Below are 21,981 nucleotides of genomic sequence, written 5' to 3' on the forward strand. Positions count from 1 at the left end.
ACCGCTTTACTGCCTGAAGGCCCTGGAAAACTGGTCGGTAAGGGGCTTCATCAAGTAGGACCAGACACTGCGCTCGTCGGTTCTTATGTGGACTTCGGCGGGCATGCCCGGTTTGAGTATTTTCTCTCCTGTCAGGCACGTCGCTTCATTCTCGACGTCGATGCGCGCCGAAAAAAAGGAAAGCTGGCGTTGCTGATCCTTGATCAGATCCGCTGAGACGCGCTTGACCGAGCCTTCGCAAGCAGGTGTGGTGCCGGCGTCGAACGCTGGAAAGCGGATCGACACCTGCTGTCCGGGATGAATCTCATCGATACGCGACGGAGGAATGGAAGCGTCGACGACAAGGTTGTCGGAATCGGGCACAATCATCATGAGCACCTCTCCTGCGCCAATCACGCCTCCTACGGTATGGACCGAGGATTCTTGTACTGTGCCCGATTGCGGGGCACGAATGTCTGTCCTGCTGAGTTCGTCTTCGGCCACCACCTTGCGCTCACTGAGTTCGGTCTGCTTGGCTTCCGTTTCGCGAAGTTCGTTGGTCACGTCGCTCCGCATTTGTTCGTCGAGCTGAAGCACCTGCAGGTCCGTTTCACTGATGTGAGCTTGTACCTCTGCTATCGCTGCGACAAGGCGCCCCGATTCGCCGCGAGCCCGGGTCTTGTCCAGGCTGACATTGCTCAACCTCTCCTTGGACACCAACTTCTTTGCGTAGAGAGATGCGACATCGGCAAGGTTCTTGGTCAGCAGATCCAGAGACTCGTCCGTTGCAGACTGCTGCGATTTGAGGCCATCGATCTGACGTTCCAGCTGCTTCGCGCGGCTTTGTAATTGTGCCTTCTGGCCAGCCAGCGCCGCAGCACGGCTTTCAAACAAGGCACGCTCGCCACTGACAAGTGCCACCACTTGCGGGTCGCCCATTTGAGCGCGAAGGTCGGGCGGGATCTGCATTTCCGGCAGACCCTGGCGCTCGGCCTCCAGTCGGGCCAGACGAATGGTGGCGCGATTGAGGTCCTCGGTGATTATCTGCAGGTTTGCTCGGGTCAATGTGTTGTCCAGCCTGACCAACACATCGCCGGCCTTCACATGATCGCCGTCCTGCGCGAAGATTCCGCCGATGGTGCCGCCGGTTTGATGCTGGACTTTTTTAATGTTACTTTCGACCACCACGGTTGCGGGCGCAATCACCGCGCCGGCAATCTTGGTCAATCCCAACCAGAGCCCTCCGCCAAAGATCAACAGCAAGCTGGTTGCCAGGCCCAAGAGCAGATTGGCCCGGATGCCATCCGGCTCTGGCTTCGTCTCCAACGAACGGCTTTCGCCACCGGCTGCGACGTATGACGACACGGCAACAGCAGAGCGATACCTCGCATATGCCCGGCTGCACCTTTGTGCGGCGGAACGACAATGTGCTGCTAGGCTCCGGACCAGAGTACCCCAGGGTAGATTGGCTCGAATCCCATCCGGCTCCGGCTTCTCCCCGGTCGGCTGGCCTTCGCCGCCAACCGCAGCATATGACGACATGGTCACGTTAGACACTAAGCAATACCTCACGCATGCCCGCTTGCACCGTGCTGCAGCGGAACGACAATGTTTGGCTTGTCCGGGCGCGGGAAGGGCCGGATCACATTTGCCAGAACGTCTTCGCGCGAGCCGAACGAATGGAGCATCCCGTTCGACAGGACGAGTACCTGATCGATGTTGACGAGAGCGGAGGGGCGATGCGCAACGACGATCACGATACCGCCGCGCTGACGCACTGCCAGGATTGCGCCGGCCAAAGCAGCATCACCGTCTGCATCCAGATTGGAATTTGGTTCGTCAAGAACGACGAGGAATGGATCGCCGTAAAGTGCCCTGGCAAGCCCGACGAGCTGCCTCTGCCCAGCCGAAAGGGCCGCGCCGCCTTCTCCGATGCGTGTTTGAAAACCCTGCGGAAGACGCATGATCATCTTGTCCACGCCCGCAGCCTTGGCAGCTGCCAGCACGCCTTTTGCGTCGCGCTTGCCGCCGAACCTCGAAATGTTGTCGGCGATCGTCCCGTCGAACAGCTCAACGTCCTGCGGAAGGTAGCCAATATGAATGCCGAGCAGTTCTGAATTCCACTGATCGAGCGAGGCGCCGTCCAATCTTACCGTGCCACGAAGCGGCTTCCATGCCCCGACCAAAGCGCGCACGAGCGTGGTCTTGCCGGAGCCGCTCGGGCCGACGACCGCCAACCCTGCGCCTCTCGCCAAGCGGAAGCTTACATTGAAGATGGTGGGCTTCTGCAGGCTTGGTGGCGCGACGGTCAATTCCTCGACCGCAAGCTCAGCCTTCGGGCCGGGCAGTTCCATTGGCTCTTGCTGGCTATCAAAAGCATCCAGGGCTGCCGACAGCTCGGTATAGCTTTTGCGGGTTGCCAGAAACCCTCTCCAGTTTGCGATCGCCACATCGACCGGCGCCAGCGAGCGGCCCAGCAATATGGACGATGCAATGATCACGCCAGGCGAGGCCTCGCCGCCGATCACAAGGTAGGCACCAAGCCCTAGCACACATGATTGCAGGGCCATTCGGAGCGTCTTCGACAGTGAGCTTGCTGCGCCGACGACGTCGGAGAGCCGTTCCTGGTTCTTCAGATAAAGATGACTGACCTCGTTCCAGCGCCGGCTAAGCGGGGCGGAAAGGCCCATCGCCTGAACAACCTCTGCGTTGCGGCGGCCGGAGTCGGCCAGAAGCCGCTGCGCTACGAGTGTCTCAGATGCACGAGCCGCAGGTTTGCGGCCGATGATCTCGGCAACCACCGTCAAAAACACAACGGCACATGCGCCGAGCGTTGCCAGCACGCCAAGCGCGGGATGCAGCAGATAGATGACCACCATATAAAATGGTATCCAGGGAGCGTCGAATAAGACTGTCGGCCCGAGCCCGGAAAGAAAGCCACGTAGCTGGTCCAGATCACGAAGCGGGTGTACCCGGTTCGCATCCGGCCCGGCGACGAGGGGCAGGGAAAGCGAGGCTGCGAACGCTTTTTGCTGCAGATTTCTATGCAGGCGGCTGCCGATGCGGACCAACAGGCGAAGCCTCACGAAATCGAGGAGCCCATAGGCCGCGTAAAGTCCCAGCATCCCGACTGTAAATCCGACAAGAGTCGGCACGCTCTGCGAAGGCAGCACGCGGTCATAGACCTGGAGCATGTAGACGGAGCCGGTCAAGGCGAGGATATTTATCAATGCCGAGAAAATGCCTACGCCGACGAGGCCGTGCACACAGCCGAACATTGCGGAGCGGAGATCGAGCGAGCGCCCTTTGGTCGACTTCATGATGTGCGCTCGTTGACGCGAAATTGCCGCGCAATCTCGTCGATTCTTTCGATGAGGGACAAACTTTAACCTTCCGGGAAGCAGCAGCCCCGCCCCGCTGCTGAACATTACGAATTGCTTACATACGTGCCTTCTTTGATTAAAATGTAGCAAAATCGTGACGCCAGGCTGAGAATTCGGCAACTGGCTCGCCAGGCTGGGGATAACCGGGTCGAGTAAGGAGATATTCCTAATCATGACACGGCGCAGAAGCTTATGGTCATCTTTGTAGCATCAAGGCTTCAAAGCGTCTGGGGAGGGATCGGTTTTGATTTTGTCGATCGAGAGTTAAACGGTTTTGAGATACACTTCATCGGTACGCAATTGTCGGCCACCAACGCCGGCTAAATCGGGAGGCGAGTGTCGTGAGCGAAGAGATCAACGTTGCCGATGCCTACGGCAGGGGGCGCAGCACCTTCATGGGATTGCAGTTGCTGGTCTCGCCCGGTGCGCTTGTTCCTCGGCCGGAAACGGAACTGCTCGGCAAGGCCGCTCTCGATGTCCTGAGCCAACTGAACCTGCCGGTGCCTCGCGTTGTCGACATGTGCTGTGGGGCGGGCAATCTGGCGTGCGCCATCGCGCACCACGCTCCCACCGCGCGCGTGTGGGCAAGCGATCTTACCGACGGATGCGTGGAGGTCGCGCGCCGCAACGTCACCCATCTTGAAATCGAGGACCGGGTAACGGTGCTTCAGGGCGACTTGTTCAGCGCCTTCTCAGGCTTGGAGCTCGATGGCACGATCGACGTGATCGTTTGCAACCCGCCCTACATTTCGGAAAAACGGCTCGAGGGCGACCGTTCGCATCTGGTCGAGCTCGAGCCGCGTGAAGCATTCGCAGCCGGCCCCTACGGCCTGAGCATCCACATGCGGGTGCTCAAGGAGGCGCCGCGCTATTTGCGGCGCGGAGGCATCCTGCTTTTCGAGGTGGGGCTTGGCCAGGACCGGCAGGTCATGAGTTTGCTCGAGCGTTCCAAGGCCTATTCGAGTATCCGGGCAGTCACCAACCAGGCCGGTGAGGGCAGGGTGGTTGTGGGACATACGAGGGCGCAGGCGTAAGCATCGCAGCCGCGGCAGGTAGACGCGCTGTCGCGGCTAGAAACGGCCGGGAAGTTGAAACAGAGTTGCGCGAGATTTCGGCGATCAGTTTCTCTTGCGTCAGTTTCTCTTGCGCATGACGTATTGCGCAATTCCCTCGATGGAATCGAGATTCTCCGGCAGCAGCTCGCTGTCTTCGACCGTGATGCCGAAGGTCTCCTCGATGAAGCCGATAACCTCGAGCACACCCGTCGAGTCCACGATGCCCTGGTCGAGTAGCGAGGTGTCGCTCTCCAGGCTCTCGGGATCGGCTATATAGAAATTCGAAGCCAGGAAAGCGCGAATTTGTTCGCTGCAGGTATCGGTTCTATCCTTGGTAGATAACATTGATTTCGCCTCCGGTACAAAAGATGAATGCTGATCAACTTCGCCCTGGTACCGACTCATGACAGGGCCGTTTTTTTGAGCTTACCCGTGTCGGTCATCGGCAGACTGGGTACGATGACGATGGACTTCGGAACCATGAAGTTTTCCAGCCGTCTCTGGCACTCTTTCTGCAACTGCTTTTCACCGATCATGCTTCCCTGCTCCATCACGACAAATGCCTTCACTGCTTGCCCGAGCAGCTCGTCCGGAACGCCGATGACCGCGGCTTCCCGTACGCCCGCAATGTTCATCAACACGTTTTCCACCTCCTTCGGCGCTATCTTCTCTCCGCGCGATTTTATGATCTCGTCGCCGCGACCGACGAAGTAGAGATAGCCCTCGGCGTCCATCCGGCAGTAGTCGCCGGTGTATAGGACCTGCTCACCCGGCAGCGGGCCAGGCTTGAGCTTCCTGGCTGTCGCCTCCGGCTTGCCCCAATAGCCCTTCATCACCGTCGCTCCGCGGATGACGAGCTGACCAACGATGCCGGGGCCGACCCGCCTGTCATGCTCGTCGACAATCCACATTTCCGTATTGGGGATGGCGATCCCGACGCTCGACGGCTTTCGCTCCAGATCCTCCGGCGGCAGGTAGGTGCAGCGCTTGCATTCGGTAAGGCCGTACATCGAATAGATGCGGGCGCCAGAAAACAGCTCCTGCAGCAGGAGAATGTGCTTGAGCGGCAGGGCGGCCGCAGTGTTCGTGACGTAGCGAATACTCGAAAAATCCTGATCCCTGAGAGACCTGAGCTCCCCGAGTGCGGCGAAGATGGTCGGTACGCCGGGAAAACCCGTCACCCTTTCTTGCTTGATCAGCCCAAGGATCTGCGCCGGGAAGGCGAACGAGCGCTCAAGCACCAGCCGGGCGCCCGCGCCGAATGCCATGATCATCTGGTAAAGACCGTAGTCGAAGGCGAGCGGCAGGACATTGAGGATCACCTCGTCTTCGGCAAGCGCCAGGTATGAGGAAATCGAGGCGCACGCGGCGATCATGTTTCGATGCGTCAGCATCACCCCCTTGGGCTCGCCCGTCGAGCCGGATGTATAAATGATCGCAGCGAGATCGATGTCGATGCAGCGGCGCGAGGGCGGCGTGCTGCGGGCTGCCGCGACCGCGGCGTCCCAGCGCACAGCATGCGGCAATTCTTGCAGGTCGCTGTGTTCGATCGGCCCGGAGACGATCATGCGGCGCAACGATGGGCAATTCCGCGCCGGCTCCCTGAAAATCGAGTGCAGGTGTTTGTCGGTGATCAGTGCCGTCGGGCGGCAATCGTTGAGCAGATAATCAAGCTTGTCGCTTTTGGTGAGCGGATTGACGATGCACACCACGGCGTTGGCCTTGAGCACCGCCCAGAACGCAATGACGGCCTCGACAGTGTTGTCGGCGAAGACCACCACGCGATCGCCACGCGCAATTCCGGCATCGGTCAAATGGTGCGCTATGGCGTTCGAACGCATATCGAGATCGCCATAAGTGACACGTTGATTGCCGCACACCAGGGCCACCTTCTCGCCGAGCCGGCTGGCAGAGTGGGTGAGATAGTCATGCAGGAGCGGTACGGCGCCATGCATCATGCGAGCACCTCTTCGCGGTGTTCGCGGTCGATATCGATGCTGAGCTTGAGCGTGCGAGCCCCACTTGGAAGGCTCGCGATAAATTGCCGATGAAGAAGCTGCGTCGACAGCACCCCGACAAGCGCCATATTGTCGGAGTTGGACAGGTCGCCGTCGCCGGCGCTGGCCTGGCACTTGTTCAGGAGCCGGGTAACCGACTTGGGATCGAAGACGTTCGCTTCGCGCAGCGCCGCCTCCGAAAGTGCTTCGCGAATGTAGGCCGGAGCGCCATCTGCGACAAAGCAGAGCGCGTTGGGGGCCCGGTAAGGCTGCTTCTTGCGGGTGACGATTTCCGACGGCACGATCGGTTGCGCTACGCGCTTCAGCACATGCTTTTCATCGAGCACGCGCAGCTTGTAGGCGGCAGGAAGCGAATTCGCGAGTCTCACGAGTTCATGATCGAGGAACGGGAAGCGCCCCTCGACGGAATGAGCCATCAGCATTCTGTCCCCTTGTGAGGAAAGCAGGTATCCCGACATCAGCGTCTGAATCTCTATATACTGGTCCTGCGCAAGAGAGCCCCATCGCGAAAACTCCGGCGGCAGGCGGGCAAGCAGCTCGGACACGGCGTTGCGGCGCTCCGTTTGGGCGCGCATGTCTGCCGAAAACAGCCGCTTGATGGCGCTTGTGGTACGCCAGCGCGTGCCATGCGCAAAACCAGGCGCGTCACAGGCGTGGATGTCGCGCCCGAAGAACTGGCGTGCCATCGCCTGCTGCTGCACCGGCGAGCGGCTGAGATAGGGATAGAGGCGCTCCAGCAGCCGCGAGCGTCGCGTCGAGGCGGGCTGGCGTCCCCAGAAGCGGCGGACCTTGCCCTCGCGGAACAAATCGTAGCCGGCGAACATTTCGTCGGCCCCTTCGCCGGTCAGCACGACCTTGATGCCGTGCTGGCGCACCAGTCTCGAGAGCAGGAACAGCGGCGCCGGCGCGGTCCTGAGGATTGGCCGCTCGGTGTGGTAGATCACCTCAGGGAAGATGCCAGCGATATCGCTGCGCGAAACAACCACCTCATGATGGTCACTGCCGGCCACGCCGGCAACCAGGCGCTGGAAATGCGTCTCATCATACTCGGCGTCGGCAAAACGCAGCGAGAAAGTCTGGAAGCGCTCGCCCGCGAAGCGTCTCCCCAGCGTGGCGACCAGCGAGCTGTCGAGCCCGCCGGACAAATAGCAGCCGACCGGCACGTCGGCGCGTACTATCCTGAGCGCCGTCGCGGCTTCCAGGGCGCTGCGCACTTCCTCCACCGCGTCATCAAGCGAGCCGGTGAATTCATCATCGCCGGGTCCGTCAACCTCTGGATAGTCAGGCTTCCAAAAAGCCCGCTCCCGGACGACGCCGCTGTCATAAATGCGGACATGCCCCGGCGTGAGTTCGCTTACTCCTCCAAACACGCCTTGTGGCGGCGCGACAGTCCAGAGTGTGAAAGTCTGATCGATGCCGGCTGGATCGAAGGCGCGGGGTATATCCGCATCGGCCGCGAAAATGGCCTTCACCTCGCTGGCGAAGTAAAGCCGTCCGCCATGCTCGCAAAAGTGCAGCGGGCAGATGCCGAACCGATCCCGCGACAAGACGAGACGACCTGCCACGGAGTCCCAGATGGCGACTGCCCACTGCCCATTCATTCGCTCGAAGGCGGCCTCGCCCCAGGCATGATAGGCATGGACGATGACCTCGGTGTCGCTGCGTGTGCGAAAGCGATAACCGAGCGCGACCAGGTCTTGTCGCAGCTCGACGTAATTGAAGATTTCGCCGTTGAAGACGATCCACATTGTGTCGCCCGCGCCGGCGAGTGGCTGCTGGCCGCTTGCGAGATCGATGACGGACAGGCGGGCATGCGCCAATCCCGCACGTCTGTCCCGGTAAAGGCCGCGTTCGTCCGGGCCGCGATGCGCCAGCGCGCCCGCCATGCGTATCAGCGCATCGCGGGAAGGGGGCGCCGCTGCGGCGCTCAGCGACACAATTCCGGCGATGCCGCACATCGCCTAGCCCTCGCCCATTGAAGAGGACACCAACGGCCGCGCGTGAAGATAACGTGCGGCGCGCCGCTTGCTGTCGATATCCTTGAAAACCTTCTGGACCTGCATCACGGTGAGGCCGGTTGCCTCGGCGACGTCTTCGTCGGCGATCCCATGGTTCAAGCCGTAGAGGCACAGATCCATCAGATAATAAGGAAGCGCGAAGTAGAACTCCTCCTGACTCTGCGCCATCGAGAAGGTGTCTGTGGTGGGCGGTCTGCGCCGGACCTCTTCCTCCACCCCAAGATATTCGGCCAACTGGTAGACCTGGGTCTTGTAGAGGTGGACGATTGGCATCAGGTCGGCAATTCCGTCGCCCTGCTTGACGAAGAAGCCCTGGTCGTACTCCAGGCGGTTCGGCGTGCCCGCTACCGCGTAGTTGAGGCGGTCGGCATGGTAGTATTCGGTCATCTTGCGCAGGCGCTGCTTGTAGTTGGTTGCAGCGACGATCTGCAGATAGGCTGCCGACGGCAGGCGCACCGTGTCGGTCCTGCCCTCGGGGTCCTGAACCGTGAGGCGCGTGATGTTGAGACCGTTGCTCTCGAGAACCGAGGCGAGCACCAGCTTGCATTTCCAGCCGTCCCCATATTCGGGAACGACGGTCTGGATTGCTTCGGTCTGCCGTCTATAGGCGCCGATCGCTTCCAGGGCCGGCGTTATATCCTCCAGGATCGTTTCGATACCAAGGTGTGCGGCGACAATGCGGCCGAGCCTCAGTGAGTCGCCGGAGGAATGGCGCTCCGGCATGAATATCCCGAGGACCTTGCCTTTCCCAAAGGCGCGAACACACAACGCCGCAACGACGGAGCTGTCGATGCCGCCTGAGAGGCCGACAACCACCCCTCGACGTCGCAGCGTGCCGAGGACCTGCTGGCGCAAGATCTGGACGATGCGATCGACTTCCGCGCCAGCGTCGAGCACCAGGGCGTCTTTGCCGAATGTTGAGATCAGGTCGATGGCTTGTACTCCAGTTTGCGAGACTCGATTGGCGAATAGGTTTTCGCCACCGCTTTCTCGATAAGGGGACGATTGGTGGTAAGGTGAGGCTCTACAACCAGATCGATGTGGCTGCCGACGATCGGAATCACGTCCAGATGGGCGAAGACGCTATCCCAGCCGATTGCCAGAGGCATTCCGGGTCGAGCACAGCGGAACAGGGTGCCTGTGATCGGCAGAGCCGGCTTTGGCTCGGCCACCCACTGGAAGAAGGCTTGCGCGCGCAAAACCTCTTGCAGTTCCAGTTTGGTTCTAAAGCTCGTCGCGTTGAACTGTCCTTGAGCGAAGCGGTCGAGAAACTGGACCAGTTGTGCCTCGCGCTTCATTGCCACGGCGACTTTCGCGAGGGCGCGGCATGCCATCCGGTAAGCGGACACGCGGTTGGTTCGGATTCGATTGAATGTGCGCGTAAACGTCTCCCAGCGGGCGCTTCGCTCCCCGACGAGGCTGGTGTCGAGGATGCCGAGGAACTTTACGGTTCGCCCCGCTGCCAGCAGCCGCGCCGCAACTTCGAAGGCAACAGCGCCGCCGAGCGAATGGCCGAGAAGTCGTACATGGCCCGAGGGTTGGGCGCGGCGGATCTGGTCGACGGCGGCGTCGGCCATATCGGCGAGGCTGTCTTGTCCGCGCAGTATCATAGCCAGGGCCGGATACCTGATCGGGGCAACGCGGGTCACCTTGCCCATCGCTGCTGCAAAGGCTGCAAGGCTCGGGCCATAGCCGACGGACCCCGGGAACAGAAAAAGAATGGGAGGGTCGTGCTTCTGGGCGCGCGCGCTTTGATCGCCTGCCTGGGCGGACACGACCGCCTTGACCATTTGCTCCAGGCTCATCCCGACGGTGAAGGCCTCAAGGCCGAGTTCCTGCCCGATGGCGCTTTCGATTTCCATGACGCAGTGCAGCAGCTTCAGCGAATCTCCTCCGGCGTCATCCCAGCGTCCTGCCGCCACGCGCGTATTGAGAATGCTGGTCCATGCCCGCTGGACAACCTGCTGCGCGGTCAGCTTGCCTCGCGGCTCGAGCGGACGCGCGGTCGCCGCTGTCTCTCTGGCTGAAAGATCCATCTCTGCAAGTGTCGTGATGTCGACTTTGCCGCTCGGCAGACGCGGAATCTCGGCGATCGTGTGCAACCGCAAGGGACGCAGCGGCGGCGGCAGATTGGTCCTGACAAGCTGGCGAAGCTCGTCCGAAAAGGTCGCTTCGGCCGAGCGCCGAGGAACAGCAAAGGCGACAAGCTCATTCGCGGCCGTCACGATTGCCACGGCATCCGCGACAGAGGGTGCACAACGCAGCACCCGTTCGAGTTCGGCTGGCTCGACGCGTCGACCGTTGATTTTTACCTGGCGCCCCTTGCGACCGACGATGTGCAGTAGGCCTTGATCATCAAGTCGAACGAGGTCACCTGTCGCGAAAATCCGAAGGCCTGGATCGTGCGGGTCTGATGTTGCCGGCACAACCGCCCCGTCCTCCCAATGGCCAAGCAAGACATACGGGCTCCTGATCAGAAGCTCTCCGCTGCGGCCCGGTTGAACGCGGCGGCCCGCTTCGTCGACAATTGCGAAGGTGATTCCAGGCAGCAGCCAGCCAACTGGAACCGAATCTCCATGCTCTGGCCAGTCTCGCGGCAGGAACCATTGCGAGCCGGTGGTCTCGGTTGACGAGTAACCGATCTGGATAAGGCACGTATCGGAGACGGCCTTGCGCAGCAGGGCGATGTCGGTCCAGGGCACCTTCTCGCCACCGATCCGGGCGACTCTGAGTGAATGGAACGCTTCTGCAGGTCCGTCTGCCATAAGCGCGCGAAGCAGTGCCGGCACCAGATAGGTGATTGTCACGTCTTCGGATCGCACCAGGCGTTGAACGGCGCGCAGGCCGACCGCTTCGACTTCGACCAGATGCAAGGTGGCGCCGGTGAGAAGAGCAGCAAGAATCTCCCGGCACCCGGCGATTGTGGCGGGTCCGGTCAATGGCAGGAAAACATCATCCGAGTTGATGTGGCACGCATCGACATATTGCTGGACCCGGCACAGCAAGCTGCGCTGGCTGTTAACGATGCCTTTGGGCCGGCCCGTACTCCCTGACGTATAAAGCACGATGGCGGGCGCATCGACCGAGACGGAATAAGAACGAGGCACTTGCCCAGCCTGCGAGGCCGCACTGGTCGACACATCGATCCAACTGACCAGGTGGGGCAATCCATCGGGTCGGACATTGCCCTCGCCCAGGACAGCTGAGAGCCGCGCCCCGGCCACGATTTCAAGGATACGCGAGCTAGGATCTCGCGCGTTGAGTGGCACCGAAGGCCGCCCAGCCGTCATGCTTGCCAGCATGGCAATGGGATACCAGGCCGAGTTGGCCTGAAGAATCCCTATCGCCTGTCCGTCTGGGACGGTCGCCGCGATCTGGTGGGACAGCGTCTCGACTGACCGGAGGAGCTGGGAATAGGTCAGACGATTGGCGCCGTCGCTGATTGCAAGCTTGTCGGGGTACTGGCGGACGACATTTCTCAGGTGATCGAAGGCCGCAATGTTGGTAAAATCGACGCCCAATCTTTGAAATGGGCGCAGTACGGGACCACCCTGATCCAGTGCGTATTGTGGGACACTGGACCAATTATCGGAGGTCGTTGTCTGACAATCCACCGCTAGATCCTGATCCGCGACTTCTGATCCCAAATATGCCGAAGACATGAGTTGCCTACGCTAAGATTAGGGTCACTTATCGCCCCCCGCCCCAATCTTTTCATCGATCATTCTGATGATGCCCTGATCTTCCCTCAAGGGCGCTTGGTTAGTCACTTCGCCTGTTTCGCAAGCCGTCGGCCGAGCCAATCATGCCGGGCTCGCTGGCTGTTGTGGTGCGCATGACACGGACACATGCCAAGGCGGGCTCGAAGACCAAGGTGGGGTCGAAGATGGAATTGCCGCTATTCAGGCATATTGCCTATTCGGTGGTTCTTCCGGACGACACCGGCGATGCTTCGGTGTCGGAATAGCTGCCGGGGACGAAACAATAGGCATAGATCTGTCCCCGATTTTCGTCGGTCACGCGGATCCAATCCTTTTCCCACGTTCGGAAGGTAATACGCCCGCCCGTCATCATAGCTGCGGCTCTGAACGGACTCGGCGCGTTGACAACGCGCACCGAGATAACATCGTCGCCGTCCATACGCTCGACGAGATACGTCTGCATGAAAGCCTCCCCATGCCCCGCTAGATCACCCGCACTTTAACGCCGGCTAATGAATTCGGTTGCAACTGCTTGGCGAAACTTTGGGTCCGATACTTTCCGTACCCACCGGCAACTTGGTCCTCCGTATCCGTCAGGTTTTTCAGCGACGGGATGCCAGTTCAGGGGAGGGCAGGCTGATTGCGGCCATGCCGGCGACATGCCAATCTGCGCCGCAACGTTAGGCCCCTGCCTCCGCGGGCAATGGAAAAGGCGCTCGAATGGGCTCCTTTATGCTGTCCGTGATCTGGCATTCTGCCCGTGATTTGGCCTCATCGGACGACCCTGCAGGCCTTTGCGGGACATCCACATAGCGTGGCGTCGCCATCACCGAGGCATAGCAATGTGCGTCGGCAGAGAAATGGGACGGTTCGAGGTTTTCTGAACCTGCCTCACGACGACTGCGTCGTGTCGACGATCCGTTGGAACAGAAGACCTGGCGCTGGAACGTCAATCGTATTTGGCCAGGAAGCGCCCGACGGCGCTGAGGCAGTCGTACTTTTCCTCCACATGCGGCATGTGGCTGGAATTCGGGAAGACCAGGCCTTCAACGTACGGGATAAGATCCAGAAAGGGCTGGACGCAGGCCTCGGTCGCTTCGTCGTAGAAGCCGCGGAAAACCAGGGTCGGCGCCTCGATCCGATGCAGGCGGTCGACGATGGTCCAATTCCGCATCGTGCCGATGACGTGGAACTCATTGGGACCGTTCATGGTGTGATAGACGGTCGGATCTTCCTCGATTGCCGCAAATGTCCGGGCGACCTCTGGCGGCATCGGAACGACGCGACAGACATGACGGTCGTAGAAAGCCTTCGTCGCCGCAACATATTCGGGGTGATCGGTGGTTCCCGCCGCTTCGTGCCGGTCGAGCGCACTTTGCACATCGGCTGGCAACTCGGTGCGCAATTGCCGGGCTCCTTCCACCCACAGCGCCATCGAGGCCAGCGAATTGGCCAGGATCAATGCCTTGAGCCCCTCAGGGCGGCGCACGGCGTGCTCGGCCGAGAGTATGCCGCCCCAGGACTGGCCGAGCAGGGCATAATGGCCGGCAATGCTGAGATGGGCGAGCAACGCATCGAGTTCGCCCAGGAAGAAATCGACGGTCCAGAAGTCGCCGCCCTTGTCCGGCAGATGGGTCGATTTGCCGTTGCCGATCTGATCGTAGTGGATGACGGCTCGCCCGGTTCCGGCAAGCTCCTTGAATGAGTCCACATAGTCGTGGGTGCAGCCCGGTCCACCATGAGCGACGACCAGGGGCAGCTTGCCCGACCCGAGGTCCCCGGTCACACGGTACCAGGTGCGATAGCCCTTGTAGTCGCTAAATCCTTCGGTGATCGCATGTGCCGTCACAGTCCAAGCTCCGCATCATGGCGCGGCAGGAGCCACTTTGGTGCACCCCTCCCAAGCCTTGTTTGCGGCCGACGGTACTAAGCGGCCCAGCGCATTTACAGCTAGCACTTTTTATAGGTTCGCCGGTTATGGGTTTGCCCGAGGCAAGGCCGATCCCCCGCAGGTCGCGAGCCTCAATGCTCCGGTTCGAGCAGCCGGTAATGGGCGGCGAGCGCGATGGCATGGAAGCGGTTGCGCGCGCCAAGCTTTCGCGTCGCCGCGTTGAGGTGCAGCGTTGCGGTAGGCACCGCGCGGCCAATCTCACGCGCGACCTGCTTGGCCGTCAGTCCGGCAGCGGCCAGGCGCAGGCACTGACGTTCGCGCGACGTCAGATGGACATGTTGGCAGGTGCGGATTCCGGCGTCGAAACCGGCGTAGGCGGAGTCATGCAGCAGATGACCCAGATCTCCGATCTCGGCGATCAAGGGTCTGGCTTCGAGCTCGAACCCGGCCTCCGGATCGGCACGGATCGCGGTGAAGGTGGCGAGATCGCCGCCGGCAAGGCGAATGGGTACGGTGACGCCGCAGGTCATCCTGGTGTCAAGCAAATAGCTGACCACAGGATCGTGCTTGGACTGGAGCACGCGCTGCATGACGGTGCTCTGAACGCCGCTGTGCGACCAGAGAAACGGTCTCGATACGGTGAGCGCGGCCTCCTGCACCGGGTCAAGCTGATAATATCCGCCCTTGCACCAGAGATCCTGCATGTCGCGCGGCACGTTGCGCAGAGCCATCAGCGACGGCGTGATAAGCTCGCCCTTGTGACTGACCGGCACGGGCGTATAGTCGTAGATGAATGCGGTGAAACCGATGGGCTCCAGCACCTCCGTTGCCACCGCCATGGCAGCGTCGATGCTCATTCCGGTTTCGAACCGGCTCTCTAGATCGCCTGGAAGGCTTTGCATCGGGCAAGCTTACCCGCTGATGATTGCTTGTCAAATAGCCATGTCGGCCGGCTGCTCAACAAATAGGCGGGATAAGCCTGTCCGACCCTATCTATCTTAATAGCTATCCCGTCCGGCTTCGCTCGCCGTAGTCTTTTGCGATCGGGCCAAGTAGCGCACACCGTTCGCAAACCCAGACTGTTTCAGTCGCGCAATGGTCGATCGACCGGGTTCAGCGCGGCAAAAGCCGACACGCCTCCATGAGGGAACAAATATGCGACCCCAAAAAGCATTTGCAGCGTTGATACCCTGCCTGGCTCTGCTCGGCGTGACCATGATGTCGCCGGCAAGCAGTGCCTTGGCCACCGAAGGCAAGCCAGGCGGCACACTCCGACTGCTGGCCAATGCCGCGGCAGGCACCGCCGATCCGCACATCAACTACACGCTGCAGTATTTCCAGATCAATTATGTCCTCTACGATGGCCTGGTGACCTACAAGAAGGCCGGGGACAAGACCGGCTTCGAAGTCGTCGCGGACCTGGCGGAAAGCCTCCCGCAGGTCGAGAACGGCGGCAAGACCTACGTCTTCAAGCTGCGCAAGGGCATCAAATTCGCGGATGGCTCGGATGTCACCACGAAGGACGTGGTGGCTTCGTTCCAACGCATCTTCAAGATCAGCGGGCCGACGGCCGGGACCTTCTACAAAGGCATCGTCGGCGCGGATGCGTGCTTGAAGGCCCCCGCTGCATGCACCCTCGAAGGTGGCCTGTCGGTCGACGATGCGGCCGGAAGCATTACCTTCAACCTGGTCCAGCCGGATGCCGAGTTCCTGCAGAAGCTGGCCGTTCCACACGCGTCGATCCTGCCGGCGAGCGCGCCGCTGAAGGACGCCGGCACCGATCCGATCCCGGGTACCGGACCGTACATGATCGCCAGCTACGACCCCAACAAGCTAATGAAGATTGTGCGCAATCCTCACTTCAAGGAATGGAGCAAGGAAGCGCAGCCGGCCGGATATCCGGACGAGATCGACTATGAATTCGGCCTTACCGACGAGGCGGCGGTGACGGCGGTCGAGAATGGCCAGGCGGACTGGATGTTCGACCCACCGCCGTCCGACCGTCTCGCCGAACTCGGCACCAAATATGCCGCGCAGGTCACGGTTCACCCGCTGACGGCAATGTGGTATGCGCCGATGAACACCAATCTGGCGCCGTTCAACGACATCCGCGTTCGCCAAGCTGTGAACTTCGCGATCGACCGCGCCGCGATCGTCAAGCTGTTCGGCGGCAGCAATCTGGCGCAGCCGGCCTGTCAGATCCTGCCGCCGGGCTTCCCGTCATTCGCAGCCTATTGCCCGTTCACCGCCAATCCAGGTGAGAAGTGGTCGGCGCCGGATATGGACAAGGCCAAGCAATTGGTCGCGGAATCGGGAACCGCAGGTCAGGAGGTGACGATCATCACCGAGGACACCACGGTCTCCAAGGCGATCGGCGTCTACCTGCAGGATGTGCTCAACCAGCTTGGCTACAAGACGTCGGTCAAGCCGATCTCGCAGAACATACAGTTCACCTACATCCAGAACACCAATAACAAGGTGCAGATTTCGATCTCGCAATGGTTCCAGGATTACCCGGCGCCATCGAATTTCCTGCAGGTCTTGTTCAGCTGTGCCTCGTTCACGCCGGGCTCCGACGCCTCGGTCAATATTTCGGGGTTCTGCGACAAGTCGATCGACGCCTCGATGGACGAGGCAGAGGCAGCCACCATCGCCGATCCGGCCAAGGGCGCGACACTCTGGACCGCCATCGACAAGGCTGTGACGGACAAGGCTCCGGTCGCTGTCCTGTTCACGCCAAAGCGCGTCGATGTGATCTCTTCCAGGCTGAAGAACTTCACCTTCAGCCCGCAATTCTACTGGATTGTCAGCCAGTCCTGGGTGGAATAGCCGACCGGAGCCAATGCGACGGAGTGCCGCTGGCTCTCCGTCGCATTTCCTTTTCCGGCGGATCAGCGCATCTTCCAGGCCGCGATTTTTCCCAGGCAATCCTGTTCATGGTCAATGTCATTGCGGACCAGCCTGCCATCCCGGTTCGCCGGGCCACCGATGGCCCGTGGCGCACCGCTTGGCGCAAGCTGAAAGGCGATCGTTCGGCAATATCTGCCTTCGCCGTGCTCGTCGTCATCGTGATCGCCTCGCTCGCGGCGCCGCTTTATGCGCGATACGTCTCCGGCACCGATCCATTTGTGACCAATCTCAATGGCGAGATCGTCGTCGATGGGGTGACCCAGCCGGTGCTGCAGCCCTCCACCGAAGGCCTTGGCCTCGGCATGACGCCGGTCGGGCCGACCTGGCGCATCGGCCCCTATATGCTCGGTGCCGACAACCAGGGCCGTGACGTCGCGGCGCGGCTGCTTTACGGCGGACGGGATTCGCTGTTGATCTCGGGTGCTGCAGCCGTGCTGTGCCTTGTCCTCGCGACATTCCTGGGGGTCGTTTCCGGCTTCTTCGGCGGCATCGTCGACATCGGCCTGTCGCGCATTCTCGACGTGCTCTGGGCTTTTCCGATTTTCCTGTTGGCGATTTCGTTGTCGATCGTGCTGATTGCGCAGAGTATCCAGATCGGTCCGTTCGAAATCCGCTCCGGCAGCCTGTGGCTACCGGTCTTCATCATCGGCATCGTCTATGTGCCCTATGTGGCGCGGCCGATCCGCGGCCATGTCCTGACCTTAATGCATGCCGAATTCGTCACCGCTGCGATCGGCGTTGGCGCATCGCCCTGGCGCATCCTTTTGCGCGACATCATGCCCAATGTGGTGACCCGCATCATCGTTTTCGTGCCGTTGATCCTGGCGCTCAACATGATGACGGAATCCTCGCTGTCGTTCCTGTCGATCGGCGTGCAGCCGCCGGATGCCAGCTGGGGCACGATCATCCAGGACGGCCAGGGCCTGCTCTATTCGCGGCCGGTCGTGGCACTGGCGCCGGGGCTAGCCATTGTGATCACGGTGCTGGCCCTAAACATTCTGGGCGACGGCGTGCGCGACGCGCTCGATCCGAAATCCTCGCCGAGGGGCGTCTAGTGGTTGCCGCGCTCGGCTTCCGGCTTGGCCAGATGGTGCTGGTTATGTTCGGTATCAGCGTCGTCGCTTTCCTGATCTTCTTTGCGACGCCTGGCGCTGATCCATCGGCGCGCATTGCCGGCCGCAATGCTTCGCAAGAGACGCTGATCCAGGTGCGCCACGATTTCGGTCTCGACCGGCCATTGCCGGTGCAATATGGGCTGATGATGAACCGGCTTTTCGTCAGCCGCGATCTCACCTCCTTCGTCAATCGCGGGCAGCGCGTCATTCCGACCGTGATAAGCGCCATTCCCGTGACGCTGTCGCTGGTCGGCGGCGCGGCAGTGCTGTGGGTGCTCGGCGGATTGATCGTCGGTGTGATCGCAGGCGCAACGCGCGGTACATTCATTGATCGCGCGCTGATGATCCTGAGCCTGGTAGGCGTGTCGATCCCGGTCTTCTGGCTGGGCGAGGTCGCCAACCTGCTGACGCAAAGCCGCTGGCACGACAGCTGGCTGTTTTCCTGGGTTCCTCCGCTCGGCTACATCCCCCTGACCGAGAATCCCTGGGGCTGGTTCAAGGCGCTCGTCATTCCGTGGTTCACGCTGGCAACCCTTTATGTCGGCCTCTACGGCCGGGTGCTGCGGGCAAGCCTGATCGAGATGATGCAGGAGGATTTCATCCGCACCGCCCGAGCCAAGGGGATCGGCGAGCGGCGGGTGGTGCTGCATCATGGCCTCAGGACCTCGCTGGTCGCATTTGTTACCATGTTCGGCCTCGACTTCGGTGCCCTGGTCGGTGGCGGTGCGCTGCTGACCGAAGTGGTCTTCGGACTGCAGGGCGTCGGAAAACTGACCTATGAGGCGCTGCAGACGCTCGATCTGCCGATGATCCTTGCCACGGTGATCTACGCCGCCTTCTTCGTGGTGATGGCAAACTTCGTCGTCGACGTGGTCTTCGTCTTCATCGACCCGAGGGCTCGCGATGTCGGCTGATGCTCCTCTTCTGGTGGTCAAGGACCTCGCCGTCTCCTTCCGCAGCGACGAGGGCCTGGTGCGCGCGGTGGGAGGTGTTTCGTTCTCCGTCGAGCAGCGCGAGATCGTCGGTGTGGTCGGCGAATCCGGTTCGGGCAAAAGCCAGACCTTGCTCGCCATTATGGGGTTGATCGACAGCCCCAACGCTATCGTCTCCGGTTCCATCCGTTTCATGGGACAGGAGTTGATCGGGCTCAAGCGGCGTGCGCTCGATGCCATTCGCGGCCGCCAGATCGCGATGATCTTCCAGGATCCGATGTCTGCGCTCACCCCGGTGCATACGATCGGCAACCAGATCGGCGAGCAGGTCCGCGCGCATGAAAAGGTGTCGGCGAAAGCGGTACGGGCGAGGGCCGTGCAATTGCTGGATGCGGTCGGCATCGCAAATCCGGATCGGGTCATCGACAGCTACCCGCACCAGCTTTCCGGCGGTATGCGCCAGCGCGCGGTGATTGCCATGGCGCTCTCGTGCAACCCGGCGCTGCTCGTCGCGGATGAACCGACTACAGCCCTCGATGTTACCGTGCAGGCGCAGATCCTCGAACTGATCGGACGATTGCGCGACCAGTTCGGTTCCGCTGTGATCCTGGTCACGCACGATCTTGGCGTCGTCGCCGAAGTCGCGGACCGGGTACTGGTGATGTATGGCGGACGCTTTGTCGAGGAGGGCGGCAAGAGCAGCGTGTTCCGGGCGCCGCTGCATCCCTACACATGGGGCTTGTTCGGCTCGATCCCGCCGATGGAGGGACCACGTCCAGCCCGGCTCGCTGCCATTCCGGGAATTCCGCCGTCGCTCTCCAATCTGCCGAAAGGCTGCGCCTTCAGCCCCCGCTGCGCCTTTCGCCACGACGCCTGTCTGGTTCAACTGCCGATCATGCAAGGCGAGAGCCATCGCGCCGCGTGCCTGTTGCCGGAGCCTACGCGCCGACAATTCGCTGCCCAGAGGCCTGGCGGCGTGGTGGAGATGCAACGATGAATGCCATGCCACGCGAACGTCCGCTGCTTCGTGCCGGCGACCTGTCGAAGCGCTATAGCGTCGGCCGCTCGATCTTCCCGGCGCAGCGCCGGACCGTGCATGCGGTTGATACGGTGTCGCTCGACATCTGGCCCGGGGAGACCCTCGGCATCGTCGGCGAGTCCGGTTGCGGCAAATCCACGCTTGGCCGGTGTCTGGTGCGTCTGACCGAAATCAGCTCGGGGTCGCTGGAATTCGAGGGCCGCGACATCAGCGACGCCTCCCAGCGCCAGCTTCGTCCGTTGCGGCGGCAGATGCAGATGGTCTTTCAGGATCCCAGCGCTTCGCTCAATCCGCGCCGGCGGGTCGGCGATCTGCTGGCCGATCCGTTCCGCATCCATGAACGCCTCTCGGCATCGGAAATGGCGGACCGCGTGGCCGAGCTCCTGCGCCGGGTCGACTTGTCGCCCCAGCACGCATCGCGCTACCCGCACGAATTCTCCGGCGGCCAGCGCCAGCGTATCGGCATCGCCCGCGCGCTGGCGCTGCGGCCACGCCTGATCGTGGCCGACGAGCCGGTCTCGGCGCTCGACGTGTCGATCCAGGCGCAGATCGTCAATCTGCTCGCCGACCTGCGCGAGGAGTACAACCTGACTTATGTGTTCATCGCTCACGACCTTTCCGTGGTGCGTCAGATCTCGAGCCGTGTGGCGGTGATGTATCTGGGATCGATCGTGGAGAGCGGGCCGACCGACGAGGTCTTTGCGGCGCCCAGACATCATTACACCGCGGCGCTGCGTTCCGCCGTGCCGATACCCAGCATCGACCGGGCGCGGCGCGGCCGGCTGGTGCTCAAGGGTGACCTGCCCAGCCCGATGAGCCCACCCTCAGGGTGCCGGTTCCACACCCGTTGCCCAGCTGCCACCCCGATCTGCCGCAGCGACCGTCCGCTTCTCCAAAGCATTGGCGAGGGCCGCCTGGTTGCTTGCCATCATCCAGCCGGCGGTTGACGAGGGAATTCTCGTTCAGCGATATCGGATCAGGACCGTTCAGCCGTAATCGTCGCTTCGGCGAGAATAGAGGCCGATCTGGACGCCGCACGATCCGACGCTATGTTGCGATGATCTTCGGAATACCCGTTCAGGCATTCCTCGGCCAATTGCTGGTCGGCCTCATCAACGGCTCGTTCTACGCAATGTTGAGCCTGGGCCTGGCTGTCATATTCGGCCTGTTGCGCGTCATCAATTTTGCCCACGGCGCGCTCTATATGCTCGGCGCCTTCGTCGGGTACCTGCTTCTCACCCGGTTTGGCATCGGCTACTGGCCGGCTCTGATCCTGTCGCCGCTGATCGTCGGCGGCTTCGGCGTCGTGGTCGAGCGCCTGGCGCTGTCGAGGCTTTACGACATCGACCCGCTCTACGGGTTGCTTTTCACCTTTGGCCTCGCGCTCGTGCTCGAAGGAGTGTTCCGTTACTACTATGGCGTATCAGGAAGCCCTTATTCCGTGCCGCCGCTGCTCTCGGGGGGAACCAATCTCGGCTTCATGTTCCTGCCTAATTACCGCGGCTGGGTGGTGGTCGCCTCGATGATCGTCTGTTTTGGCACCTGGGCGCTGATCGAGAAGACCAGGCTGGGCTCCTATCTGCGGGCGGCGACGGAGAACCCCGGGCTGGTGCAGGCTTTCGGCGTCAACGTGCCGTTGCTGCTGACCCTCACCTACGGCCTCGGCGCCGCTCTTGCCGGGCTTGCGGGGGTTCTCGCCGCGCCGATCTATCAGGTGAGCCCGCTGATGGGATCTGACCTCATCATCGTCGTCTTCGCCGTCGTCGTGGTCGGCGGCATGGGATCGATCCTCGGGGCGATCGTCACCGGTTACATGCTTGGCCTCGCCGAAGGCCTGACCAAGGTCTTCTATCCCGAAGCCTCCAATCTGGTGGTCTTCGTCATCATGGCGATCGTGCTTCTGGTCCGGCCAGCCGGCCTGTTCGGAAGGGATGCCTGAG

At 61.5% G+C, this 21,981-nt stretch carries 17 protein-coding genes; 7 read left to right on the top strand and 10 right to left on the bottom strand.

The features are described from left to right. Window positions 1-6 precede the first annotated feature (6 nt). Together NKI67_RS26060 and NKI67_RS26065 are read right to left on the bottom strand one after the other, a co-directional pair. Entirely contained in the window at window positions 7-1,305 is a 1,299-nt protein-coding gene (locus NKI67_RS26060) for an HlyD family type I secretion periplasmic adaptor subunit (protein WP_352455326.1), read from the bottom strand. Window positions 1,306-1,547: 242 nt separating this feature from the next. Next, on the bottom strand, window positions 1,548-3,299 hold the full coding sequence (locus NKI67_RS26065) for a type I secretion system permease/ATPase (RefSeq protein WP_352576401.1): 1,752 nt from the start codon (window positions 3,297-3,299) through the stop codon (window positions 1,548-1,550). A gap of 404 nt (window positions 3,300-3,703) precedes the next feature. Here NKI67_RS26065 and NKI67_RS26070 point away from each other — a divergent pair, with 404 nt between their 5' ends. Beyond that, window positions 3,704-4,396, top strand: a complete 693-nt coding sequence (locus NKI67_RS26070) for a N5-glutamine methyltransferase family protein (protein WP_023675627.1) — start codon at window positions 3,704-3,706, stop codon at window positions 4,394-4,396. Window positions 4,397-4,495: 99 nt separating this feature from the next. Here NKI67_RS26070 and NKI67_RS26075 read toward each other — a convergent pair whose 3' ends face one another. The 8 genes from NKI67_RS26075 to NKI67_RS26110 all read right to left on the bottom strand — a co-directional run bounded on the left by NKI67_RS26075 (window position 4,496) and on the right by NKI67_RS26110 (window position 14,902). Continuing rightward, window positions 4,496-4,762, bottom strand: a complete 267-nt coding sequence (locus tag NKI67_RS26075; protein ID WP_023675628.1) for an acyl carrier protein — start codon at window positions 4,760-4,762, stop codon at window positions 4,496-4,498. A gap of 56 nt (window positions 4,763-4,818) precedes the next feature. After that, window positions 4,819-6,375 (bottom strand): class I adenylate-forming enzyme family protein, encoded by a 1,557-nt coding sequence (locus NKI67_RS26080; RefSeq protein ID WP_352569014.1) that lies wholly within the window; start codon window positions 6,373-6,375, stop codon window positions 4,819-4,821. Further along, entirely contained in the window at window positions 6,372-8,393 is a 2,022-nt protein-coding gene (gene asnB, locus NKI67_RS26085) for an asparagine synthase (glutamine-hydrolyzing) (protein WP_023675630.1), read from the bottom strand. Before asnB ends, NKI67_RS26080 begins: the two co-directional genes overlap by 4 nt. 3 nt (window positions 8,394-8,396) lie before the next feature. Further along, window positions 8,397-9,380, bottom strand: a complete 984-nt coding sequence (nadE, locus tag NKI67_RS26090) for an NAD(+) synthase (RefSeq protein ID WP_023675631.1) — start codon at window positions 9,378-9,380, stop codon at window positions 8,397-8,399. Further along, window positions 9,377-12,115 (bottom strand): non-ribosomal peptide synthetase, encoded by a 2,739-nt coding sequence (locus NKI67_RS26095; RefSeq protein ID WP_023675632.1) that lies wholly within the window; start codon window positions 12,113-12,115, stop codon window positions 9,377-9,379. The genes nadE and NKI67_RS26095 overlap by 4 nt, the downstream gene beginning before the upstream one ends. 253 nt (window positions 12,116-12,368) lie before the next feature. Beyond that, on the bottom strand, window positions 12,369-12,617 hold the full coding sequence (locus tag NKI67_RS26100) for a hypothetical protein (RefSeq protein ID WP_156937305.1): 249 nt from the start codon (window positions 12,615-12,617) through the stop codon (window positions 12,369-12,371). Between the two features lie 486 nt (window positions 12,618-13,103). Further along, entirely contained in the window at window positions 13,104-14,003 is a 900-nt protein-coding gene (locus NKI67_RS26105) for a proline iminopeptidase-family hydrolase (RefSeq protein ID WP_023675634.1), read from the bottom strand. 173 nt (window positions 14,004-14,176) lie between these two features. After that, on the bottom strand, window positions 14,177-14,902 hold the full coding sequence (locus NKI67_RS26110; protein WP_245274646.1) for a LuxR family transcriptional regulator: 726 nt from the start codon (window positions 14,900-14,902) through the stop codon (window positions 14,177-14,179). Between the two features lie 298 nt (window positions 14,903-15,200). Here NKI67_RS26110 and NKI67_RS26115 point away from each other — a divergent pair, with 298 nt between their 5' ends. The 6 genes from NKI67_RS26115 (at window position 15,201) to NKI67_RS26140 (ending at window position 21,980) form a co-directional block, all read left to right on the top strand. Continuing rightward, window positions 15,201-16,874: an ABC transporter substrate-binding protein gene (locus NKI67_RS26115; protein WP_352635886.1), complete on the top strand. Its 1,674-nt coding sequence runs from the start codon at window positions 15,201-15,203 to the stop codon at window positions 16,872-16,874. 107 nt (window positions 16,875-16,981) lie between these two features. Next, entirely contained in the window at window positions 16,982-18,010 is a 1,029-nt protein-coding gene (locus NKI67_RS26120; protein WP_352635888.1) for an ABC transporter permease, read from the top strand. Beyond that, the gene (locus NKI67_RS26125; protein ID WP_023675638.1) at window positions 18,010-18,984 is read left to right on the top strand and encodes an ABC transporter permease; all 975 of its coding nucleotides are present in this window, start codon (window positions 18,010-18,012) and stop codon (window positions 18,982-18,984) included. Before NKI67_RS26120 ends, NKI67_RS26125 begins: the two co-directional genes overlap by 1 nt. Then, a complete protein-coding gene (locus NKI67_RS26130; RefSeq protein WP_023675639.1) occupies window positions 18,974-19,999 on the top strand; it encodes an ABC transporter ATP-binding protein in 1,026 nt (341 codons plus the stop codon). The genes NKI67_RS26125 and NKI67_RS26130 overlap by 11 nt, the downstream gene beginning before the upstream one ends. Beyond that, window positions 19,996-20,988, top strand: coding sequence for an ABC transporter ATP-binding protein (locus NKI67_RS26135; RefSeq protein ID WP_352449665.1), 993 nt, complete (start codon window positions 19,996-19,998; stop codon window positions 20,986-20,988). Before NKI67_RS26130 ends, NKI67_RS26135 begins: the two co-directional genes overlap by 4 nt. 110 nt (window positions 20,989-21,098) lie before the next feature. Continuing rightward, window positions 21,099-21,980, top strand: a complete 882-nt coding sequence (locus NKI67_RS26140) for a branched-chain amino acid ABC transporter permease (protein WP_352569024.1) — start codon at window positions 21,099-21,101, stop codon at window positions 21,978-21,980. The last annotated feature ends 1 nt before the right edge of the window (window position 21,981 follow it).

The sequence above is a fragment of the Mesorhizobium sp. M0408 genome, assembly GCF_040321495.1.
Classification (GTDB): domain Bacteria; phylum Pseudomonadota; class Alphaproteobacteria; order Rhizobiales; family Rhizobiaceae; genus Mesorhizobium.

What these genes read in the sequence shown, in the direction of transcription:
- NKI67_RS26080 (WP_352569014.1), bottom strand. Translation starts at nt 6,375, where the DNA reads ATGATGCATGGCGCCGTACCGCTCCTGCATGACTATCTCACCCACTCT.
- NKI67_RS26130 (WP_023675639.1), top strand. Translation starts at nt 18,974, where the DNA reads ATGTCGGCTGATGCTCCTCTTCTGGTGGTCAAGGACCTCGCCGTCTCC.
- NKI67_RS26135 (WP_352449665.1), top strand. Translation starts at nt 19,996, where the DNA reads ATGAATGCCATGCCACGCGAACGTCCGCTGCTTCGTGCCGGCGACCTG.
- NKI67_RS26115 (WP_352635886.1), top strand. Translation starts at nt 15,201, where the DNA reads ATGCGACCCCAAAAAGCATTTGCAGCGTTGATACCCTGCCTGGCTCTG.
- NKI67_RS26110 (WP_245274646.1), bottom strand. Translation starts at nt 14,902, where the DNA reads ATGAGCATCGACGCTGCCATGGCGGTGGCAACGGAGGTGCTGGAGCCC.
- NKI67_RS26100 (WP_156937305.1), bottom strand. Translation starts at nt 12,617, where the DNA reads ATGCAGACGTATCTCGTCGAGCGTATGGACGGCGACGATGTTATCTCG.
- NKI67_RS26065 (WP_352576401.1), bottom strand. Translation starts at nt 3,299, where the DNA reads ATGAAGTCGACCAAAGGGCGCTCGCTCGATCTCCGCTCCGCAATGTTC.
- asnB (WP_023675630.1), bottom strand. Translation starts at nt 8,393, where the DNA reads ATGTGCGGCATCGCCGGAATTGTGTCGCTGAGCGCCGCAGCGGCGCCC.
- NKI67_RS26120 (WP_352635888.1), top strand. Translation starts at nt 16,982, where the DNA reads ATGGTCAATGTCATTGCGGACCAGCCTGCCATCCCGGTTCGCCGGGCC.
- NKI67_RS26095 (WP_023675632.1), bottom strand. Translation starts at nt 12,115, where the DNA reads ATGTCTTCGGCATATTTGGGATCAGAAGTCGCGGATCAGGATCTAGCG.
- NKI67_RS26140 (WP_352569024.1), top strand. Translation starts at nt 21,099, where the DNA reads ATGATCTTCGGAATACCCGTTCAGGCATTCCTCGGCCAATTGCTGGTC.
- NKI67_RS26075 (WP_023675628.1), bottom strand. Translation starts at nt 4,762, where the DNA reads ATGTTATCTACCAAGGATAGAACCGATACCTGCAGCGAACAAATTCGC.